This window comes from Micromonospora humida (assembly GCF_016901255.1).
GTDB classification, from domain to species: domain Bacteria; phylum Actinomycetota; class Actinomycetes; order Mycobacteriales; family Micromonosporaceae; genus Micromonospora; species Micromonospora wenchangensis.
On the sequence record NZ_JAFEUC010000018.1, the window covers coordinates 1 to 15,489 of the forward strand.

The 15,489-nt window shown below is 74.4% G+C and carries 15 protein-coding genes; 5 read left to right on the forward strand and 10 right to left on the reverse strand.

All coding sequences use genetic code 11. The annotated features are described in order from the left end of the window. Nucleotides 1-119 precede the first annotated feature (119 nt). The 3 genes from JQX11_RS28520 to JQX11_RS28530 all read right to left on the reverse strand — a co-directional run bounded on the left by JQX11_RS28520 (nt 120) and on the right by JQX11_RS28530 (nt 2,159). Nucleotides 120-791, reverse strand: coding sequence for an SMI1/KNR4 family protein (locus JQX11_RS28520; RefSeq protein ID WP_204928030.1), 672 nt, complete (start codon nt 789-791; stop codon nt 120-122). A gap of 127 nt (nt 792-918) precedes the next feature. Next, a complete protein-coding gene (locus JQX11_RS28525) occupies nt 919-1,665 on the reverse strand; it encodes a hypothetical protein (protein ID WP_204928031.1) in 747 nt (248 codons plus the stop codon). After that, nucleotides 1,662-2,159, reverse strand: coding sequence for a SigE family RNA polymerase sigma factor (locus tag JQX11_RS28530; protein WP_204928032.1), 498 nt, complete (start codon nt 2,157-2,159; stop codon nt 1,662-1,664). Before JQX11_RS28530 ends, JQX11_RS28525 begins: the two co-directional genes overlap by 4 nt. Before the next feature lie 140 nt (nt 2,160-2,299). On the opposite strand from JQX11_RS28530, the gene JQX11_RS28535 reads away from it, so the two are divergent. Both JQX11_RS28535 and JQX11_RS28540 read left to right on the forward strand, forming a co-directional pair. After that, nucleotides 2,300-3,124: a DUF3152 domain-containing protein gene (locus JQX11_RS28535; RefSeq protein ID WP_204928033.1), complete on the forward strand. Its 825-nt coding sequence runs from the start codon at nt 2,300-2,302 to the stop codon at nt 3,122-3,124. Nucleotides 3,125-3,283: 159 nt separating this feature from the next. Continuing rightward, nucleotides 3,284-6,310 (forward strand): Hsp70 family protein, encoded by a 3,027-nt coding sequence (locus JQX11_RS28540; protein ID WP_204928034.1) that lies wholly within the window; start codon nt 3,284-3,286, stop codon nt 6,308-6,310. A gap of 93 nt (nt 6,311-6,403) precedes the next feature. On the opposite strand, the gene JQX11_RS28545 is transcribed toward JQX11_RS28540, so the two are convergent. Both JQX11_RS28545 and JQX11_RS28550 read right to left on the reverse strand, forming a co-directional pair. Continuing rightward, a complete protein-coding gene (locus tag JQX11_RS28545; protein WP_204928035.1) occupies nt 6,404-7,201 on the reverse strand; it encodes a serine protease in 798 nt (265 codons plus the stop codon). A gap of 290 nt (nt 7,202-7,491) precedes the next feature. Further along, nucleotides 7,492-8,037, reverse strand: a complete 546-nt coding sequence (locus JQX11_RS28550) for a hypothetical protein (protein WP_204928036.1) — start codon at nt 8,035-8,037, stop codon at nt 7,492-7,494. A gap of 123 nt (nt 8,038-8,160) precedes the next feature. On the opposite strand from JQX11_RS28550, the gene JQX11_RS28555 reads away from it, so the two are divergent. After that, on the forward strand, nt 8,161-8,490 hold the full coding sequence (locus JQX11_RS28555) for a hypothetical protein (protein ID WP_204928037.1): 330 nt from the start codon (nt 8,161-8,163) through the stop codon (nt 8,488-8,490). Between the two features lie 63 nt (nt 8,491-8,553). On the opposite strand, the gene JQX11_RS28560 is transcribed toward JQX11_RS28555, so the two are convergent. The 3 genes from JQX11_RS28560 to JQX11_RS28570 all read right to left on the reverse strand — a co-directional run bounded on the left by JQX11_RS28560 (nt 8,554) and on the right by JQX11_RS28570 (nt 11,053). Further along, nucleotides 8,554-9,039, reverse strand: coding sequence for a ribose-5-phosphate isomerase (locus tag JQX11_RS28560; RefSeq protein ID WP_088647123.1), 486 nt, complete (start codon nt 9,037-9,039; stop codon nt 8,554-8,556). 73 nt (nt 9,040-9,112) lie between these two features. Next, complete coding sequence (locus JQX11_RS28565) at nt 9,113-10,315, reverse strand: DUF1015 family protein (RefSeq protein WP_204928038.1); 1,203 nt, start codon at nt 10,313-10,315, stop codon at nt 9,113-9,115. Nucleotides 10,316-10,429: 114 nt separating this feature from the next. Continuing rightward, a complete protein-coding gene (locus JQX11_RS28570) occupies nt 10,430-11,053 on the reverse strand; it encodes a mycothiol-dependent nitroreductase Rv2466c family protein (protein WP_204928039.1) in 624 nt (207 codons plus the stop codon). A 222-nt stretch (nt 11,054-11,275) separates the two neighbouring features. On the opposite strand from JQX11_RS28570, the gene pepN reads away from it, so the two are divergent. Both pepN and JQX11_RS28580 read left to right on the forward strand, forming a co-directional pair. Then, entirely contained in the window at nt 11,276-13,822 is a 2,547-nt protein-coding gene (pepN, locus tag JQX11_RS28575) for an aminopeptidase N (RefSeq protein ID WP_204928135.1), read from the forward strand. 84 nt (nt 13,823-13,906) lie between these two features. Then, a complete protein-coding gene (locus JQX11_RS28580) occupies nt 13,907-14,470 on the forward strand; it encodes a Uma2 family endonuclease (RefSeq protein WP_204928040.1) in 564 nt (187 codons plus the stop codon). A gap of 96 nt (nt 14,471-14,566) precedes the next feature. Here the strand turns inward: JQX11_RS28580 and JQX11_RS28585 are convergent, their stop codons facing one another. Then, nucleotides 14,567-14,980, reverse strand: coding sequence for a DUF5130 family protein (locus tag JQX11_RS28585; protein ID WP_145921345.1), 414 nt, complete (start codon nt 14,978-14,980; stop codon nt 14,567-14,569). After that, nucleotides 14,967-15,269, reverse strand: a complete 303-nt coding sequence (gene ctaJ, locus JQX11_RS28590; protein WP_431886645.1) for an aa3-type cytochrome oxidase subunit CtaJ — start codon at nt 15,267-15,269, stop codon at nt 14,967-14,969. The genes JQX11_RS28585 and ctaJ overlap by 14 nt, the downstream gene beginning before the upstream one ends. Between the last annotated feature and the right edge of the window lie 220 nt (nt 15,270-15,489).

Below are 15,489 nucleotides of genomic sequence, written 5' to 3' on the forward strand. Positions count from 1 at the left end.
CCACCCCGAACGGGCTGCGCCGGCAACAACGGTGCCAGCACAGCCCACTCGTGGTTCGTGAGATCACCTCGCGCCATACCAGGCTTAACGAGCGACACTCATGATCCGCAAGACAGAACCTAGCCGGGTGCGACCTCGCGCTCGGCCGCCTCCAGCCAGCGCCGGTACCAGCGGGCGAAGCCCAGCGGCGTCCCGTCGTCGTCGTACAGCGGCCGGAACCCGCCGCCCTCGGCGATGTCGTCCGCCCACATCTGCCCCCGGGCGGGACCGCTGACGACGAGTGCCTCCCGCAACGCGCAGCCGAGGTGGCACAGGTAGAGCAGGCCGACCGAGTTCTCCGGCGTGTAGACGACCTGCTCGTACCGCTCCCAGTGGGCGTCCTGCGCGGCGGTGAACGCCTCCGGCGAGTCGTAGTCGTCCTCCTCGGGTTCGGCGGGCAGGCCGTCGGCCGGGTTGAACGCCTCGACGTGGGCGAAGGGACGCCCGAGCGCCGCCAGTGTGGTGAGGTCCGCGCCGTCGCCCTCCCACTGCCACCGTCCGTCGCGCCGGCGCATCGGGAACAGCCCGTAGGCCGGCCCCGCGCCGCCCCGACCCGCCTCCCGCAGGAACGACAGGTACTCGGCGGGCAGCTCCACCCGCAACTGCTCCCCCACCTCGGCCAACTCCTCGGCGGTCAGTGGTGGTTCGAGCTCCCACCCGTGGTCGCCGGCACCGAACACCGCACCGGAGTCCGGCGTCGCGGCCAACCGGGCGAGCCGTCGACGGATGTCTGACCAGTCGGAGCGCGTCACGCCCGGGACGATACAAGCACGCGGGGAGGCGGCCACCCGACGGACCGGAGCCCGGCACGAGGTCCGCGCCCACAGGTACGCACCGCCACGCCGCCCGGACCGGGACACCCGGCCGCCCCGTCGCCGGTCAGAGCAGGCGGCCGGAGCGGTCGCGGGCGACGATGCCGTCGAGTCGTACGCCGGGGGTGAGGTCGACCGGATCGAACCAGAAGATCACCAGTTCCGGGTCGGTGCTCCACCGGGCCAGCCGGGCGTCGACCTGCCGGCCCCCGGCGGTGCCGACGATCCGGCTCGCCGGTCCGACGAAGTAGCCGAACGTCGGCACCGGCGGGCGGTCGTCCGAGGGGGTCGCGTCGTCGTACCCGATCTCGTGGAAGCCCGGTCGCCGGTCGCTGCCCCGCACGTCGTTGAGGACGATGTCGTCGGTCAGTTCGCCGGCGGGGGTGCGGCGGCCGGCCATCAACCCGATCCGCACCCGGGGCGTCTCGGGCACGTCGACCGCCACCAGGTAGTACACCCGCTGCTCGACGCCGTACCGGATGCCGGTGTCGACCACCTCGCCGATCGGCTTCCGGGGCGGCTCCCACCGGGTGGGTCCGGGGGTCGGCGACGCGGTCGCCGGGGGCGTCGCGTCGGGCACGGTGGCGGCGTGGGCGGGTGGGCGGTCCGGAGCCGGCGGCCCGGCCCACCGCACGCCGAGTCCGACGCCGCCGGCCACCAGCACGGTGGCCAGCGCCGTCGCGCCCGCGCCGACGAGCCGGCGGCGTCGGCGCAGCCGCCGGCCGTCCCGCATGATCACGGTCAGGTCGAGATCCTCGGGGTACGGTCGTTCGGTCGCCCGCATCGCCCGGCGCAACTGCTCCAGCTCGGTCATCGGCCGGTCCCCTGGGCCGCCGGGATCCCGGTGGCGCGCAGCTTCTGCAACGCCCGGGAACCGGTGCTCTTCACCGTGCCGAGCGATACGCCCAGTTCGCGGGCCACCTGCGCCTCCGGTAGGTCGAAGTAGTAGCGGAGCACCACGATGGCCCGCTCGCGGGCGCTGAGCGCGCCGAGGATGTCGAGCAGCCAGCGGCGGGTGGCCACGTCGTCGGCGACGTCGCCCCGCCGCTGCTCGGGCAGGTCGTCGGTGGGGTACTCCCGGATCGGCCGCCGCCACCCGTCGACGAGGTGGTTGACCAGCACCGTGCGGGCGTACCCGTAGGCGTCCTGGTCGCGGATCCGCGACCAGGACGCGTACGTGCGGACCAGGGCGGTCTGCGCGGCGTCCTCGGCCTGGTGGTGGTTGCCGGTCATCAGGAACGCGGCGTGTCTGAGCCGCCCGGAGGCGGACCGGGCGAACTCGACGAACTCGGCGTCACCCCGGGCCATGCCCGCTCTTCCCCATTGCCACGCCGGACAGGACGGACGGGGGCACCGAAAGGTTGAGTCCCGACGGGATCAACTGTTCCGGCGGGCCGCCCGTCCTTCCCGCTGCCCGACGCCGCCCGGCGGCGGGCGGAGGAGGCACCATGGCGACGAAGGGTAGCGCCCGGCGCGGACGGCCGGTGACGGCGCTGCTGATGGCGGCCTGGCTGAGCGGCTGCGGGATACCGGCGGCGGCACCGCCCTCCCCGGCCGGGTCGACGGCGACACCCGCCCCGGCGGGGTCCGACCGGGCGGACGGGTCCGCCCAACCGGTCGGACCGGTCGCCGGGACGCCCGCCCGGTCCGGGCCCGCCCCGGTCGGCTACCCGGCGGACGGGACCAACCGCTGGCAGGTCGCGGCCGGCGAACCGGCGGCACCCCGGGGCACCGGCCGGTTGCTGCGGTACCGGGTGGCGGTGGAGCGCGACATCCGGGGGCTGCCGGTGGCGGAGTTCGCGGCCGAGGTCAGCGCGACGTTGACCGCCCCGCAGGGGTGGACCACGGGCGGGGCGCTGCGGCTGTGGCGGGTCGGCCCCGGCGGGCCGGCCGACTTCACCGTCCACCTGGCCACCCCGGGCACCCGCGACGAGCTGTGCGGGGACGCGGCGGACGGGTACACCTCGTGCCGCAACGGCGACCGGGTGGTGATCAACGTGGCCCGCTGGGTGAAGGGGGTTCCGGGGTACGGCGCGGACCTGGCCGTCTACCGGCGGTACGTGGTCAACCACGAGGTCGGGCACCGGCTCGGCCACGGCCACGAGCGGTGCCCGGGGCGGGGCCGGCCGGCCCCGGTGATGCAGCAGCAGACGCTGGGCCTGCACGGGTGCACCGCCAACGCCTCGCCGTACCGGGACGGCAGGCGCTACTCCGGGCCGCCCGGCGCGTACGCCGACCGGGTCCCCCCACCCGAGCCGGGCCGCCGGGCCTGACGGCCGCCGGGCCGGGCCGGACCCCGCGGCTGTGCCAGGGCTGCGACGGACCCCGGGAGGCGTCGGAGCGAGGGCGCAGCGGCCGGACCGGCCGGGGGCGGCGGGGGCTGCGTACCATGCGGGACCGGGCATCCCCTCGTCCGGTGGAGGTAGCGACGGATGGCAGGCCAGCAGGACGGATACGCCCTCGGCGTCGACCTGGGCACGTCCAACACGGTGGCCGTGCTGCGCTGGCCGGACGGGCGGACCCGACCGCTGCTGGTCGACGGGCAGCCGATCCTCCCCTCCGGGGTCTACGCCGACACCGAGGGCCGGTTGCACGTCGGCCGGGACGCCCAGCGGCTGGCCCAGGCGGACCCGACCCGGTACGAGCCGAACCCGAAACGTCGGGTGGACGAGCCGACGGTCCTCCTCGGCGACCGGTCGTACGCCCCGGCGGAGCTGCTTGCCGCGACCCTGTGGACGGTCGCCGAACAGGCGGTGGCGACGGTGGGGTTCCTGCCCCCGGCGGTGCTCACCTATCCTGCCGCCTGGGAAGCTCCCCGACGGCAGGTGCTGCACGACGCGTTGGCGCTGGCCGGTTGGCCGTCGGCCGCCGAGCACACCATGTCCGGTCCGGTGCCGGTGGGCACCCGGCTGCTGCGGGAACCGGTGGCGGCGGCCCGCTACTACACGGAGGTGCTGCGGCGGCCGGTGCCGGTGGGCGAGTCGGTGGCGGTGTTCGACTTCGGCGGCGGCACCCTGGACGTGGCGGTCGTCCGTAACGAGGGCGCCGACCCGTGGGGCGACTCGGGTTTCACGGTGATCGCCACCGGCGGGATGGCCGACCTCGGCGGGCTGGACCTCGACGCGGCCCTGCTCGCCCGGGTCGGTGAGCTGGTCGGTGACGGGCAGGCGGCGCTCTGGGCCCGGCTGACCCGACCGGAGACGACCGGGCAGTGGCGGGACCGGCAGCAGCTCTGGGACAACGTGCGCGGCGCGAAGGAGATGCTGTCCCGGGTCGCCGTGGCCCCGGTCGCGGTGCCCGGCCTGGAGACCGCCGTCCCGCTCGGCCGGGCCGAGCTGGAGCAGCTCGCCACTCCCCTGCTGACCCGGGCGGTCGCCCGGACCCGGGAGGTGGTCGCCGAGGCGGGCCTCACCCCGGACCGGCTGGCCGGGTTGTTCCTCGTCGGCGGCTCGTCCCGGGTGCCGCTGGTGGCCCGGCTGCTGCACGCCGAGCTGGGGGTCGCGCCGACCGTGCTGGAGCAACCCGAGCTGCCGGTGGCCGAGGGGGCGCTCACCGACCTGCCGCTGCCCCGGCCGGGCCGGCGTCCCGGGTCGGCCGGCGCGGCCGGGCCCGCCCCGGCACAGCCGTCGCCCGCCCCGGCACAGGCGTCGGCCGAACTGGCACAGGCGTCGACCGCCCCGGCGCAGGCGTCGGCCACTGCGGCACAGGTGTCGGCCGCTGCGACGCACTACGCCGCGCCGGGGGCACCCGACGCCGCGTCCGCCCCGGTCGGTCCGGGTGACGGCCGAGCTGCCAACGCGGCCGCCACCCTGCCGGGGGGCGCAGCGCCCGCCGGCCCGGGCCACACCCTCCCGCAGGAACCGAACGCGACCCTGCCGGCGGGACCCGGCGCGACCCTGGTGGCCGGGGCGGGCACTGCGTTCGGTGGGACACCGGTGGTCGGATCAGGCGCGACGCCGGTGCCGACCCCGGGTGGGATGCCGCCGGACGGGACCGTGCCGGGCGGCGTACCGGCCCAGGGCGGGTATCCGACGGGCTGGCCGGGCGTACCACCGGGGGCGGTGCCACCACCGGGGACCGGTGCCGGCCCCTCGACGCCGGTGCGGCGCGGGCGTCGCCGGCTGTGGATCGGGCTCGGTGCGGGGCTGGCGCTGCTCGGCGTGCTCGGCGCGGCGGCCCTCTGGTTCACCCGGGACCGCTACCCGGCGTTGGAGTTCCACACGCTCGCCGAGGTGGCCCGGCCCGCCGCCGGTGGGGACCGGCCGACGGCGATGTTCACCGCCGTGCTCGGTGACCGCGCCTACCTGGCCTACGAGCTTTCCGACGACCGGTTGACCGTGGTGGCGGTCGACGCCGGCACCGGGAAGCAGGCATGGCGGAACACGATCACAGCGGGTAGTGAGCAGTGGAAGGGGGTCCGGGCGGTGCCGGGGGCGGTGCTGGTCGTCGCGGACGCGGCCGGCGACAGCACCCCCCGCGACGTGGTGGTGCTCGACGCCGGCGACGGCAGGGAACGGTGGCGGTTGCCGGTGCAGGGCGACGATGCGGTGCACGTCACCCCGGAGCGGCTGGTCTGGGTGGACCGCGCCGGCAGCCGCCTGGTCGGGCTGCGGCTGCGCGACGGCCGGCAGGAGTGGACCCTGGACAACCCCCGCAGCGAGTACGGCGACACCCGCACCACGGTGCTGCGGGTGGGCACCGCGCAGAGCGTGGTCGGTCCCGCCGGGTTCGACGGCACGTCCGACACCCCCTGGCTCGGCGACGCCGACCGGCTGGTGCAGGTGGGTGCCGACCGGTCGGTGCGGGTGCTCGACATGGACAGCGGCGAGGTGGTGCGTCGTCGCGACGGGGTCGCCGACGTCAGCGACCGGATGGTCGCGTCCGGCGACCGGTTGTACGTGGTGGCGGAGGACCGGGGATACAAGCTGCTCGGTTACGACCTGGGCAGCTTCGCCGAGCCGACGGTGCTCTACAGCGCCGGTGAGCAGCGGCGGGTCACCGCGCTGGTGGCCTGCGGCGAGCACCGGGCCTGCCTGCTGGAGGTGCCGGAGGGCGACGCCGACCGCACGGAGGTGGTCGCGGCCACCGAGGGCAAGGGCAGTCGCCGCTGGGCGGCGCCCGGCGGACAGGGCCTGGTGCCGGTGGGTGAGCACCTGCTCGTACGGCGGGAGCTGCCGAAGACCTCGGTGAGCCTGTTCGACCCGGCCGGGAAGGCGGTGCTGACCGACCGCAAGGGCGTCGCGGCCCGGGTCGACGCCGGCAACCTGCTGGTCTTCGCCGAGACGCCGAGCAGCGTCGAGGACGACCGGAGCCTGGCCGGGGTGTCGAAGTCCGGCGGGCTGACCGAGATGGGGCAGCTGCAGGGCGTCCGCAGCGAGTCGTGCGCGTGGAACACGTCGGTGATCGTCTGCGGGGCGGAGCGGGACTTCGTGCTGTACCGGTTCGCCGGGGACGGCTGAGGGCCGGGGACGGCTGAACGGCCGGACACCACTGCGCCACCGGCTGCCACGGGGGCGGTCGGTGGCGCAGCGGCCCGGGGGGCGGTCGGTGGGTCAGCCGCCGAGGCTGGCGGCGGCCGAGGCGATCGATGCGGCGAACGTGCTGACCTGGGTGTAGACGCCGGGGGCGTTGGGCCGGGCGCAGCCGTCGCCCCAGCTGACGATGCCGACCTGGATCCAGGCGTTGGCGGCGTCGCGGCGGAACATCGGGCCGCCGGAGTCACCCTGGCAGGTGTCGGTGCCACCGCTGGCGTAGCCGGCGCAGATCTCCTCGGCGGGGATCAGCTCGCCGGGGTAGGAGGACGAGCAGCTGGCGTCGCTGACGAACGGCACGGTGGCCTTGAGCAGGTACCGCTGCTGCGCGCCACCCTCCCGGGCGGCACCCCAGCCGGCGACGGTGAAGGTGCCGTTGTCGTACGCGGTGGTGGTGGCGATGGGCAGGGTGGCCTGCGAGGTGACGGGGGTGGCGAGCCGGATGAGCGCCCAGTCCTTGCCGCTGCCGTTGTAGCCGGGGGCCCGGTAGACGTAGTTGGACTTGACCTGGATACGGCTGCTCGACTGGAGGTCGACCGCGCCGAGGGTCGCGGTGATGCTGGTGTTCGTGCCGGTGCGGTTCACGCAGTGGGCGGCGGTGAGCACCAGCCGGGGGCTGTAGAGCGCCCCGCCGCAGCCCATGGAGAGCCGGACCATGAACGGGAACTCGCCCTGCGCGGCCCGGGTGCCGCCGACGACGGACGGGGCTGCGTCGGGGGTGGGCGCGGCGGTGGCCGGGGCGGTCAGGACGAGCGACCCGGCGGTGATCGCCACGATCGTGGCGGCCATCCGGCCGGTGAGACTGCGCCAACGGTTCACGGGGGCCTCCAACCCTCGGCGGCGCGCCTCGTGGGGGCGCCGGTTCGATGGCGGGAGCCTAGAGCGGCGAATTCACGTGCATCAACATCCTGTTGGGGTCATACGATCGCGGCCCGGCGGTGCGGCGCGGCGCGCGGGATCACCCGGCCGGGCGGGGATGAAGCCGGGGCGGCGGGGTATGCCAGCGCCCGGCCTGGAGGAGTCGACCGGTGTCGCGGGCAACCCCGCGACCGGACGCGGGCGGACCGGGTCACCACCCGGCCCGCCCGCCGTACCGGAGGTCGGGTGGCTCAGTTGCCGGTGACGAAGTTCCAGGCGTCCATCACCCACTGGGTCTGCTGGAGGTAGGCGATGCCCACCCCGGCCAGGAAGATCCCGGTCACCAGGTGCGCGCCCCGGGCGCTGCGGCGGACCCGGCCGAGCTGGCGTTCCAGGATGACCCGGCCGAGTAGCCGGGACAGCGCGAACAGGCCGGCCGCCACCAGCAGGCTGAGCAGGAAGGTCAGCAGCGGAGCGCCGAGGTCGCCCCGGCCGGAGATGGCCCAGATGCCCCAGCAGACGAAGGCGAAGAGGGCGCCGGCCGCGCTCCACTCGCCACCCCGGCGCAACTGCTCCACGTGCCAGCTCATCGGCCGGCGCGGCGCGGCGGGCTCGGACCAGCCGGACTGGTCGTGCTCGTGCCCGACCACCGGGAACGGCTCGGTGCGCGGAGCCCGGGGCTGCCCCACCGAGGCCACGCCCCGACGGAACGGTTCCCGCTGCGGTGGCACCCCGACACCGGGCTGGGGTGGCACCTCGACGGTCCGCTCGGCCCACGGCTGTGTCTGGTCTGCCATCTTGTTTCCTCCCCATGACCGGTGCCGGCCGTCGACCGGTCCACCGTCTTCGAGGGTAGCGAGCGGACAAACTGCCGCGCCCGGCCCGGCCCGGCGGAGGCCACCGGACGGTACGGTCGGGACATGGTGGATGCGGAGCGGCGGCGACGCCGGCTACGGCACCAGCCGGAGCCCACGACCGGCGGCGGTGAGCCGCCGACGGCGGCGACGGCCGAGGTGCACGACGGGGCCCCACCGCCACGGGCCCGCCGGGCCCCGGGCGGCGAGGACGGCGAGCGGGGGCTACGCGGGCTGGTCGGTTCCGGCTCGTCGCAGGTCAGCGTCCGGGCGGCGCTACGGGCCCGGGACGCGGCCCGCCCCACCGAGCAGGACCTGGCCGAGGCCGAGGAACGCCTGGTGATCATCCGGCGGAACTGGGTGCCCCGGGAGGACCTGCCCCGTTCGGGTCGGTGACCGGGCCGGCCGGTGACCGGCCCGGTCGACGGATCGCCGGCAGCAGCCCGGCGCGGGCGGCGGTCAGGACAGGTCGGCGGGGGCGGGCAGCTCGGGCAGCTCGCGGGTGCGCTCGTACTCGGCCACCTGGGCGATCCGCCGGGCGTGCCGCTCGTTGCCCGAGAACGGGGTGGTGAGGAACGCCTCGACGATGGCGGCGGCCTCGTCGAGGGTGTGCTGGCGGGCACCGACGGCCACCACGTTGGCGTCGTTGTGCTGCCGGCCGAGCTGGGCGGTCTCGATGCTCCAGGCCAGCGCCGCCCGGACGCCGGCGACCTTGTTGGCGGCGATCTGCTCGCCGTTGCCGGAGCCGCCGATGACCACGCCCAGGCTGCCCGGGTCGGCCACCACCCGGTCGCCGGTGTGCAGGCAGAAGGTCGGGTAGTCGTCGTCGGGGTCGAAGGCGTGCGGGCCGACGTCGACCAGCTCGTAGCCCTGCTTGGCCAGGTGATTGGCCAGGTGCACCTTCAACTCGAAACCGGCGTGATCGGATCCCAGGTAGACGCGCATACCGGGCAGTCTGTCAGGGCCGCGCCCCGGCCCGCCGTGGGGGCGGCGTGCCGGGGCGGATTCGTCACAGGAACTAGCGGGGCAGCTCGGCGACGACCAGGCCGCCGCGTGCCTTCGGGGTGAACCAGGTGCTCTTGCGGGGCATCTTTTCCCGGGCCAGGTTCACCGCGACGAAGTCGTCCACCGTCACCGGGGCGATCAGGACGGCGAGCTCCGCCCGGCCGGCGTCGACCTCGCCGGTGAGCCAGCTCGCCGGGTAGTCGCCGCCGACGTAGGTGATCCGCTTGTCGCCCGGGTCGAGGCCGAGCGCGTCGCGCAGCAGCAGCCGCTCCACCAGGGCGTGGTCGAGGTTCTCCAGGCGGGCGGCGTCCGCGTCGTGCGGCAGGGTCACCGCGTACCCCTGGCCGGCGAGCCGCAGGTGCACGGTGCCGCCGGCCGCCGGGACCTCGACCGGGCCCTCGACCGGGCTGATCCGCGCGCCGGCGGCGCGCAGCCGGTCGAGCAGCTCGTCGGGGGTGCAGGGCAGCTCGCTGACCAGCCGGTTGTAGGGCTGGATGGCGACCGACGCGGGGGTGGTGACCACCGCGAGGAAGCGCGGGAAACCGCCGGTCTGCGCGGCCAGGCTGCGGTGGTTGCCGTCGGCCACCACCAGTTCGCCGCCGCCGGCCAACGCGGTCAGCGCGTCCTGCTCGGGGCCGGGGCCGAGCAACCAGATGGCGTGCGTGCGGCCGGCCTGGTCGGTGTCGGTGGCGGCCGGCGCGCCCGCCGTGTCGGTCGCCGTCGCGAGCGCGGCGTGCAGCTCGTCACCGCGCCCGGTCTGGAGCAGGAGTACGGGGGAGAGCAGGTGCCCCAGCGCCTCGGCCAGGGCGACCCGCTCCCGCACCTTGGCGATGAAGACGTCCTCGTTGCGGATCACCAGGCCGGGCTCGTCGGCGCTGGTGGAGATCTGGTCGGTGTCGACCATGGCGAACAGCCCGTACGCCGGTTCCTCCCCCGGCGCGCTGATCCGGTAGAGGACCACCACCTGCTCGGCGGGGGTGTAGCTGCCGTCGGCCTTGGCCTCGGCGAGCCGGGCCACCGCGTCGCCGAGCGCGTCGGAGAAGGACTTCCCCAGGCTCTCCGGCGCCCGGTGGGGCATCTCGATGCCGAGGGCACTGTGCGGGTTCGCCTCGATGATCGCGGTGATCTCCGCGTCGTCGGCGAACTCGTCGTAGTTCTGCGCGCCGGTGCCGCCAGTGGTGATCCAGGCCCGGGCGATCGGATGCACGACCGTCATGGGGGTTGACGCTACCGGCGACGACGGCCCGCGCGACGCCGACCCCGCGCCGGGTCCACCAGATGAACCGTCCCCGGCGGGGCCCGATCGGGCCGGACCCCACCGGGGTGGCGGTCAGTCGAAGATCGGGCCCAACTCGCGGGACCGCTTCAGCTCGTAGAAGCCGGGGGTGCCGGCGACCAGCAGGACGCCGTCCCAGAGCCGGCCGGCGGCCTCACCCTTGGGCGACGGGGTGATGACCGGGCCGAAGAAGGCGATCTTCCCGCCGTCCGGGCCGGGGGCGTGCACCACGGGGGTGCCGACGTCGGTGCCGACCGGGCGCATCCCGGCCTCGTGGCTGGCCCGCAGCGCCTCGTCGTACTCGGTGGAGTCGGCGGCGTCGGCGAACGACGGGTCCAGCCCGACGTCGGCCAGCGCCGCGGTGATCATCTCCCGACCCAGCGGCTCCTTGCCGAGGTGGATGCGGGTGCCCATGGCGGTGTAGAGCTTCGCCAGCGTCGCGCCGCCGTGCGCCTGCTCCACGGCGATGCAGACCCGCACCGGCCCCCAGCCCAGCTTCATCATCTCCTGGTACTGCTCGGGCAGCTCCCGGCCCTCGTTGAGGACGGAGAGACTCATCACGTGGTAACTGATGTCCACATCCCGGACCTGCTCGACCTCCAGGAGCCAACGGGAGGTGATCCAGGCCCACGGGCACAGCGGGTCGAACCACATGTCGACGGCGACACGTTCGGTCACGGTGGAGTCCCTTCGTGACGTCAGACACGCCGGCGGACCCGGCGCGGTTTCCCTCGATCCTCACCCCCCACGGCATCGATCGGTAGCGGAATGAGAGCGTGACGTCGACCACCGCAGGGTCGGTGCATGGAAGACTCGGCTCGGGTCGCCGCCACGAGCGGCCGGCAGGGGCTGGCGCAGCCGGAAGGCGGCGAGAGTGGGATGGAGACGAAAGTGCCAGGAGTGCGCAACCTGACCCAGGTCGAGGCCACCGAGCGGGCCCGCCTGCTGGAGGTCACCGGGTACGACATCAACCTCGACCTGTCAACGGCGGTGCAGGCCGAGGGCCGCACGTTCCGGTCGGTGACCGAGGTCAGGTTCCGCTGTGCCGAACCCGGTGCCGGCACCTTCATCGAGACGGCCGCCGAGTCGGTGCGCGCGGCCACGCTCAACGGCGAGCCGGTGGACCTCGCCGGCTGGTCGGCCGAGAAGGGCCTGGCGCTGACCGGGCTGGCCGCCGAGAACGTGCTCGTGGTGGACGCCGACTTCGGCTACTCCAACAGCGGTCAGGGCCTGCACCGCACCGTCGACCCGGTCGACGGCGAGACGTACCTCTACAGCCAGTTCGAGACGGCCGACGCGCAGAAGGTCTTCGCCTGCTTCGACCAGCCCGACCTGAAGAGCGTCTACACCTGGCACGCCACCGTCCCGGCGCACTGGCGGGTGGTGTCCAACATGCCCGTCGAGCGGGAGGAACCGGCCGGCGAGGGGCTCAAGACCGTCCACTTCGCCACCTCGGCACGGATGAGCACCTACATCACCGCGCTGTGCGCCGGGCCGTACCACGAGGTGCGGGACAGTCACGACGGCATCGACCTGGGCGTCTTCTGCCGGGCCTCGATGGCCCCCCACCTGGACGCCGACGACCTGTTCCTGATCACCAAGCAGGGCTTCGACTTCTTCCACGAGCAGTTCGGGGTGCGGTACCCGCTGCCGAAGTACGACCAGCTCTGGGTGCCCGACTTCAACGCCGGCGCGATGGAGAACTTCGGCTGCGTCACCCACGCCGAGTCGCACTACCTGTTCCGCTCGCAGGTCACCGACTTCGAGTACGAGCAGCGGGCCAACACGATCCTGCACGAGCTGGCCCACATGTGGTTCGGCGACCTGGTCACCATGCGCTGGTGGAACGACCTGTGGCTCAACGAGTCGTTCGCCGAGTGGGCGAGCCACTGGTGCAACACCCACGCCACCCGGTTCTCCGAGGCGTGGACGACGTTCCTGTCGATCCGCAAGAACTGGGGCTACCGGCAGGACCAGCTCTCCTCCACCCACCCGGTCTACTGCGAGATGCCGGACCTGGAGGCGGTCGAGGTCAACTTCGACGGCATCACGTACGCCAAGGGCGCCAGCGTGCTCAAGCAGCTCGTGGCGTACGTCGGTGAGGAGCCGTTCCTGGCCGGGCTGCGGGCGTACTTCGGCAAGCACGCGTGGGGCAACGCCACCTTCGACGACCTGCTGTCGGAGCTGGAGACGGCCTCCGGCCGGGAACTGCGCAAGTTCGCCGCCCAGTGGCTGGAGACCGCGCAGGTCAACACCCTGCGCCCCGAGGTGACCATCGGTGCCGACGGCGGCTACGAGCGGGTGCTGGTCCGGCAGGAGGCCCCGGCCGGTCACCCGACGCTGCGCACCCACCGCATCGGCGTCGGCCTGTACGACCTGACCGACGGCCGGCTGGTCCGCCGCGAACGCGTCGAGGTGGACGTCACCGGCGAGGTGACCGAACTGTCGGTGCTGCACGGACGGCCAGCCGCCGACGTGCTGCTGCTCAACGACGACGACCTGACCTACACCAAGCTGCGGCTCGACGAGCGGTCCATGGCGACCGTGGTGCAGCACATCGCCGGCTTCGACTCGTCGCTGGCCCGCGCGCTGTGCTGGACGGCCGCCTGGGACATGGTCCGCGACGCGGAACTGTCCACCCGCGACTACGTCGCGCTGGTACTGGCCGGGCTGCCCGCCGAGACCGACATCAACCTGGTCACCGCCACCCTGCGGCAGGCCAGCACCGCGCTGATCTTCTACGCCGACCCGGCCTGGGCGCCGACCGGCTGGGCCGAACTGTCCCGCACCGCCCGGGACACGCTGGCGGCGGCCGAGCCGGGCAGCGGCTTCCAGCTCGCCTGGGCCCGCGCGTACGCCTCGGCGGCCCGCGCCGACGAGGACCTGGCGACGCTGCGCGGGTGGCTGGCCGGCACCGACGTGCCGGCGGGCCTCACCATCGACACCGAGCTGCGGTGGACGGTGCTGCAGTCGCTGGTGGCCAAGGGTGCGGCCGGCACCGCCGAGATCGAGGCGGAGCTGGCCGGCGACCGGACGGCCTCCGGCGAGCGGGAGGCCGCCTACGCGCACGCGCTGGTGCCGACCGCGGAGAACAAGGCGACGGTGTGGTCCCTGCTGACCGGCCCGGACGCGCTGCCGAACTGGCGTAACCGGGCGCTGTTGCAGGGTCTCACCCACCCGACGCAGGTCGCGCTGACCGCGCCGTACCGGGAGCGGTACTTCGCCACGGTGGCGCAGGTGTGGGCGCAGCGTGACAGCGAGCCGGCGCAGGAGTTCGTACAGCTGGCGTACCCGGCGTACCTGGTCGAGGAGGAGACGGTGGCGGCGACCGACGCGTGGCTGGCCGGCGACGGCCACCCGGCGCCGCTGCGCCGGCTGGTGGCCGAGGGACGCGACGGGGTGGTCCGGGCGCTGAAGGCCCGCGCGCGGGACGCCCGCAGGAGCTGACGTCGAGGTGGCACGGCCCGGGGCCGGCGCGGGTGCGAGCCCACGCCGGCCCCGGGCCGTTATCGTGGGGCGAGGAGGTGAGCGATGGCACAGCCGACGTACGAATGGCGGCCGCCCGAGCGGGACTGGCGCGAACAGGACCTGGTTGAGCTGCCCGAGGACGGGAACCGCTACGAGATCATCGACGGGAGTCTGCACGTGACCCCTCCGGCCGGCCCGTACCATCACGAGCTCGCGGACGACATCCGGATGGCGCTACGGCAGAACGCGCCGGCCGACTGGCGGGTGATCCGCGAGATCGGGGTCCGGGTGCTGGCCGGCAACCTCATCCCGGACGTCACCGTGCTGCGGCCGGGCGCGCCCCGGGACCGGATGTGGGCCGACCCGTCGGACGTCGCTCTGGTCGTCGAGGTGGAATCGCCCAACAGCCGCCGTCACGACCGCCTGACCAAACCGGCGCTCTACGCGGAGTCCGGCATTCCCGCCTACTGGCGGGTGGAGCGGAGCGACTTCGGTCCCGTCGTCTACCGGTACAGCCTGGTCAAGGGGGTGCACTACAACCTCGTCGGCACCGTCGGTCCGGACGAGCCGGTGCCGGTCGACGAGCCGTGGCCGATGCGACTCGATCCCCGCGACTGGCCCCGCTGACCGGCAGCCGGCCGGTTCGGCACCAACGGACGCGACGGAGCCCGGTCCGCGTGGTGCGGGCCGGGCTCCGGACTGTTCGGGACGTGCGGGTGGGGCTCAGGCCCGACCGGCGTGGCTGGCGAGCTGGTCGAGGCCCTGGATGATGCCGCCGGCCAGGTCCCCGCCGCCGAAGGACGCCACCATGGACAGCGCGGCCAGCTTGACGTACGTGTCGGGGATGCGCTTGCGGGCGTACCGGCCGGTGACGACCTCCAGCTGGCGCTGGTTGGGCGACACGGCGATCAGCACCGACCTGTCCGGCTCGGCGAGCTGGCGGTGCAGCCGCTCGGCGTGTTCCCGGACCGGCTCGTCGAGGCCGCCGACGTAGACCGAGAAGACCAGGCCGCTGCCCTGGTCGGCCAGGCGCAGCGCCTCGTCGATGCGCAGCAGTTGCCGGGTCGAGAACGGCCCGTCCAGCACCTCGGGCGGGGTGCCCGTGCCGGCCTGGTCGACCTGCTCACCAACGGTCACTTGCGCCTCCGGTTCCACCGGCCGGCGCCTCGATGCCGGCCTGCTGCTGCTTGTGGCTGGTCAGCGCCGGCGCCTGGGCACCGGCGGCCAGGGCGGTGCCGGCCGAGTCGGCCAACTGCTCCGGGCGGCCCAGGAACCAGACCGGCGTGAAGTCGAAGCGTCGGCCCGGCCGGTAGCGCTTGGCGCCGCCGCCGCTGCCGTGGTTGGCGGCGAAGACCAGCCCGACGATCACCAGCACCACCGCCGCCGGGATGCCGACGAAGATCAGCAACGTGTCAGTGACAGACAATCCCAACGCCCCCAGGCGGTAAGAGAGACCAGAGCTTCCGGGTCGGGTGGACGATCGTGACACCGGCTCCCGACTCCGCTGCCATTCACGTTAGCGGAGCCGACGCCCCGCGAGCCTGCGGGGTGCCGATCCCACCTGTCACTCAAGTGTTCCAGCGGCCCCACGGCGGCGACGAGTCGGGTCACCCGGTCCCATCCTGCCGGTTCGGTACCCGATCGCG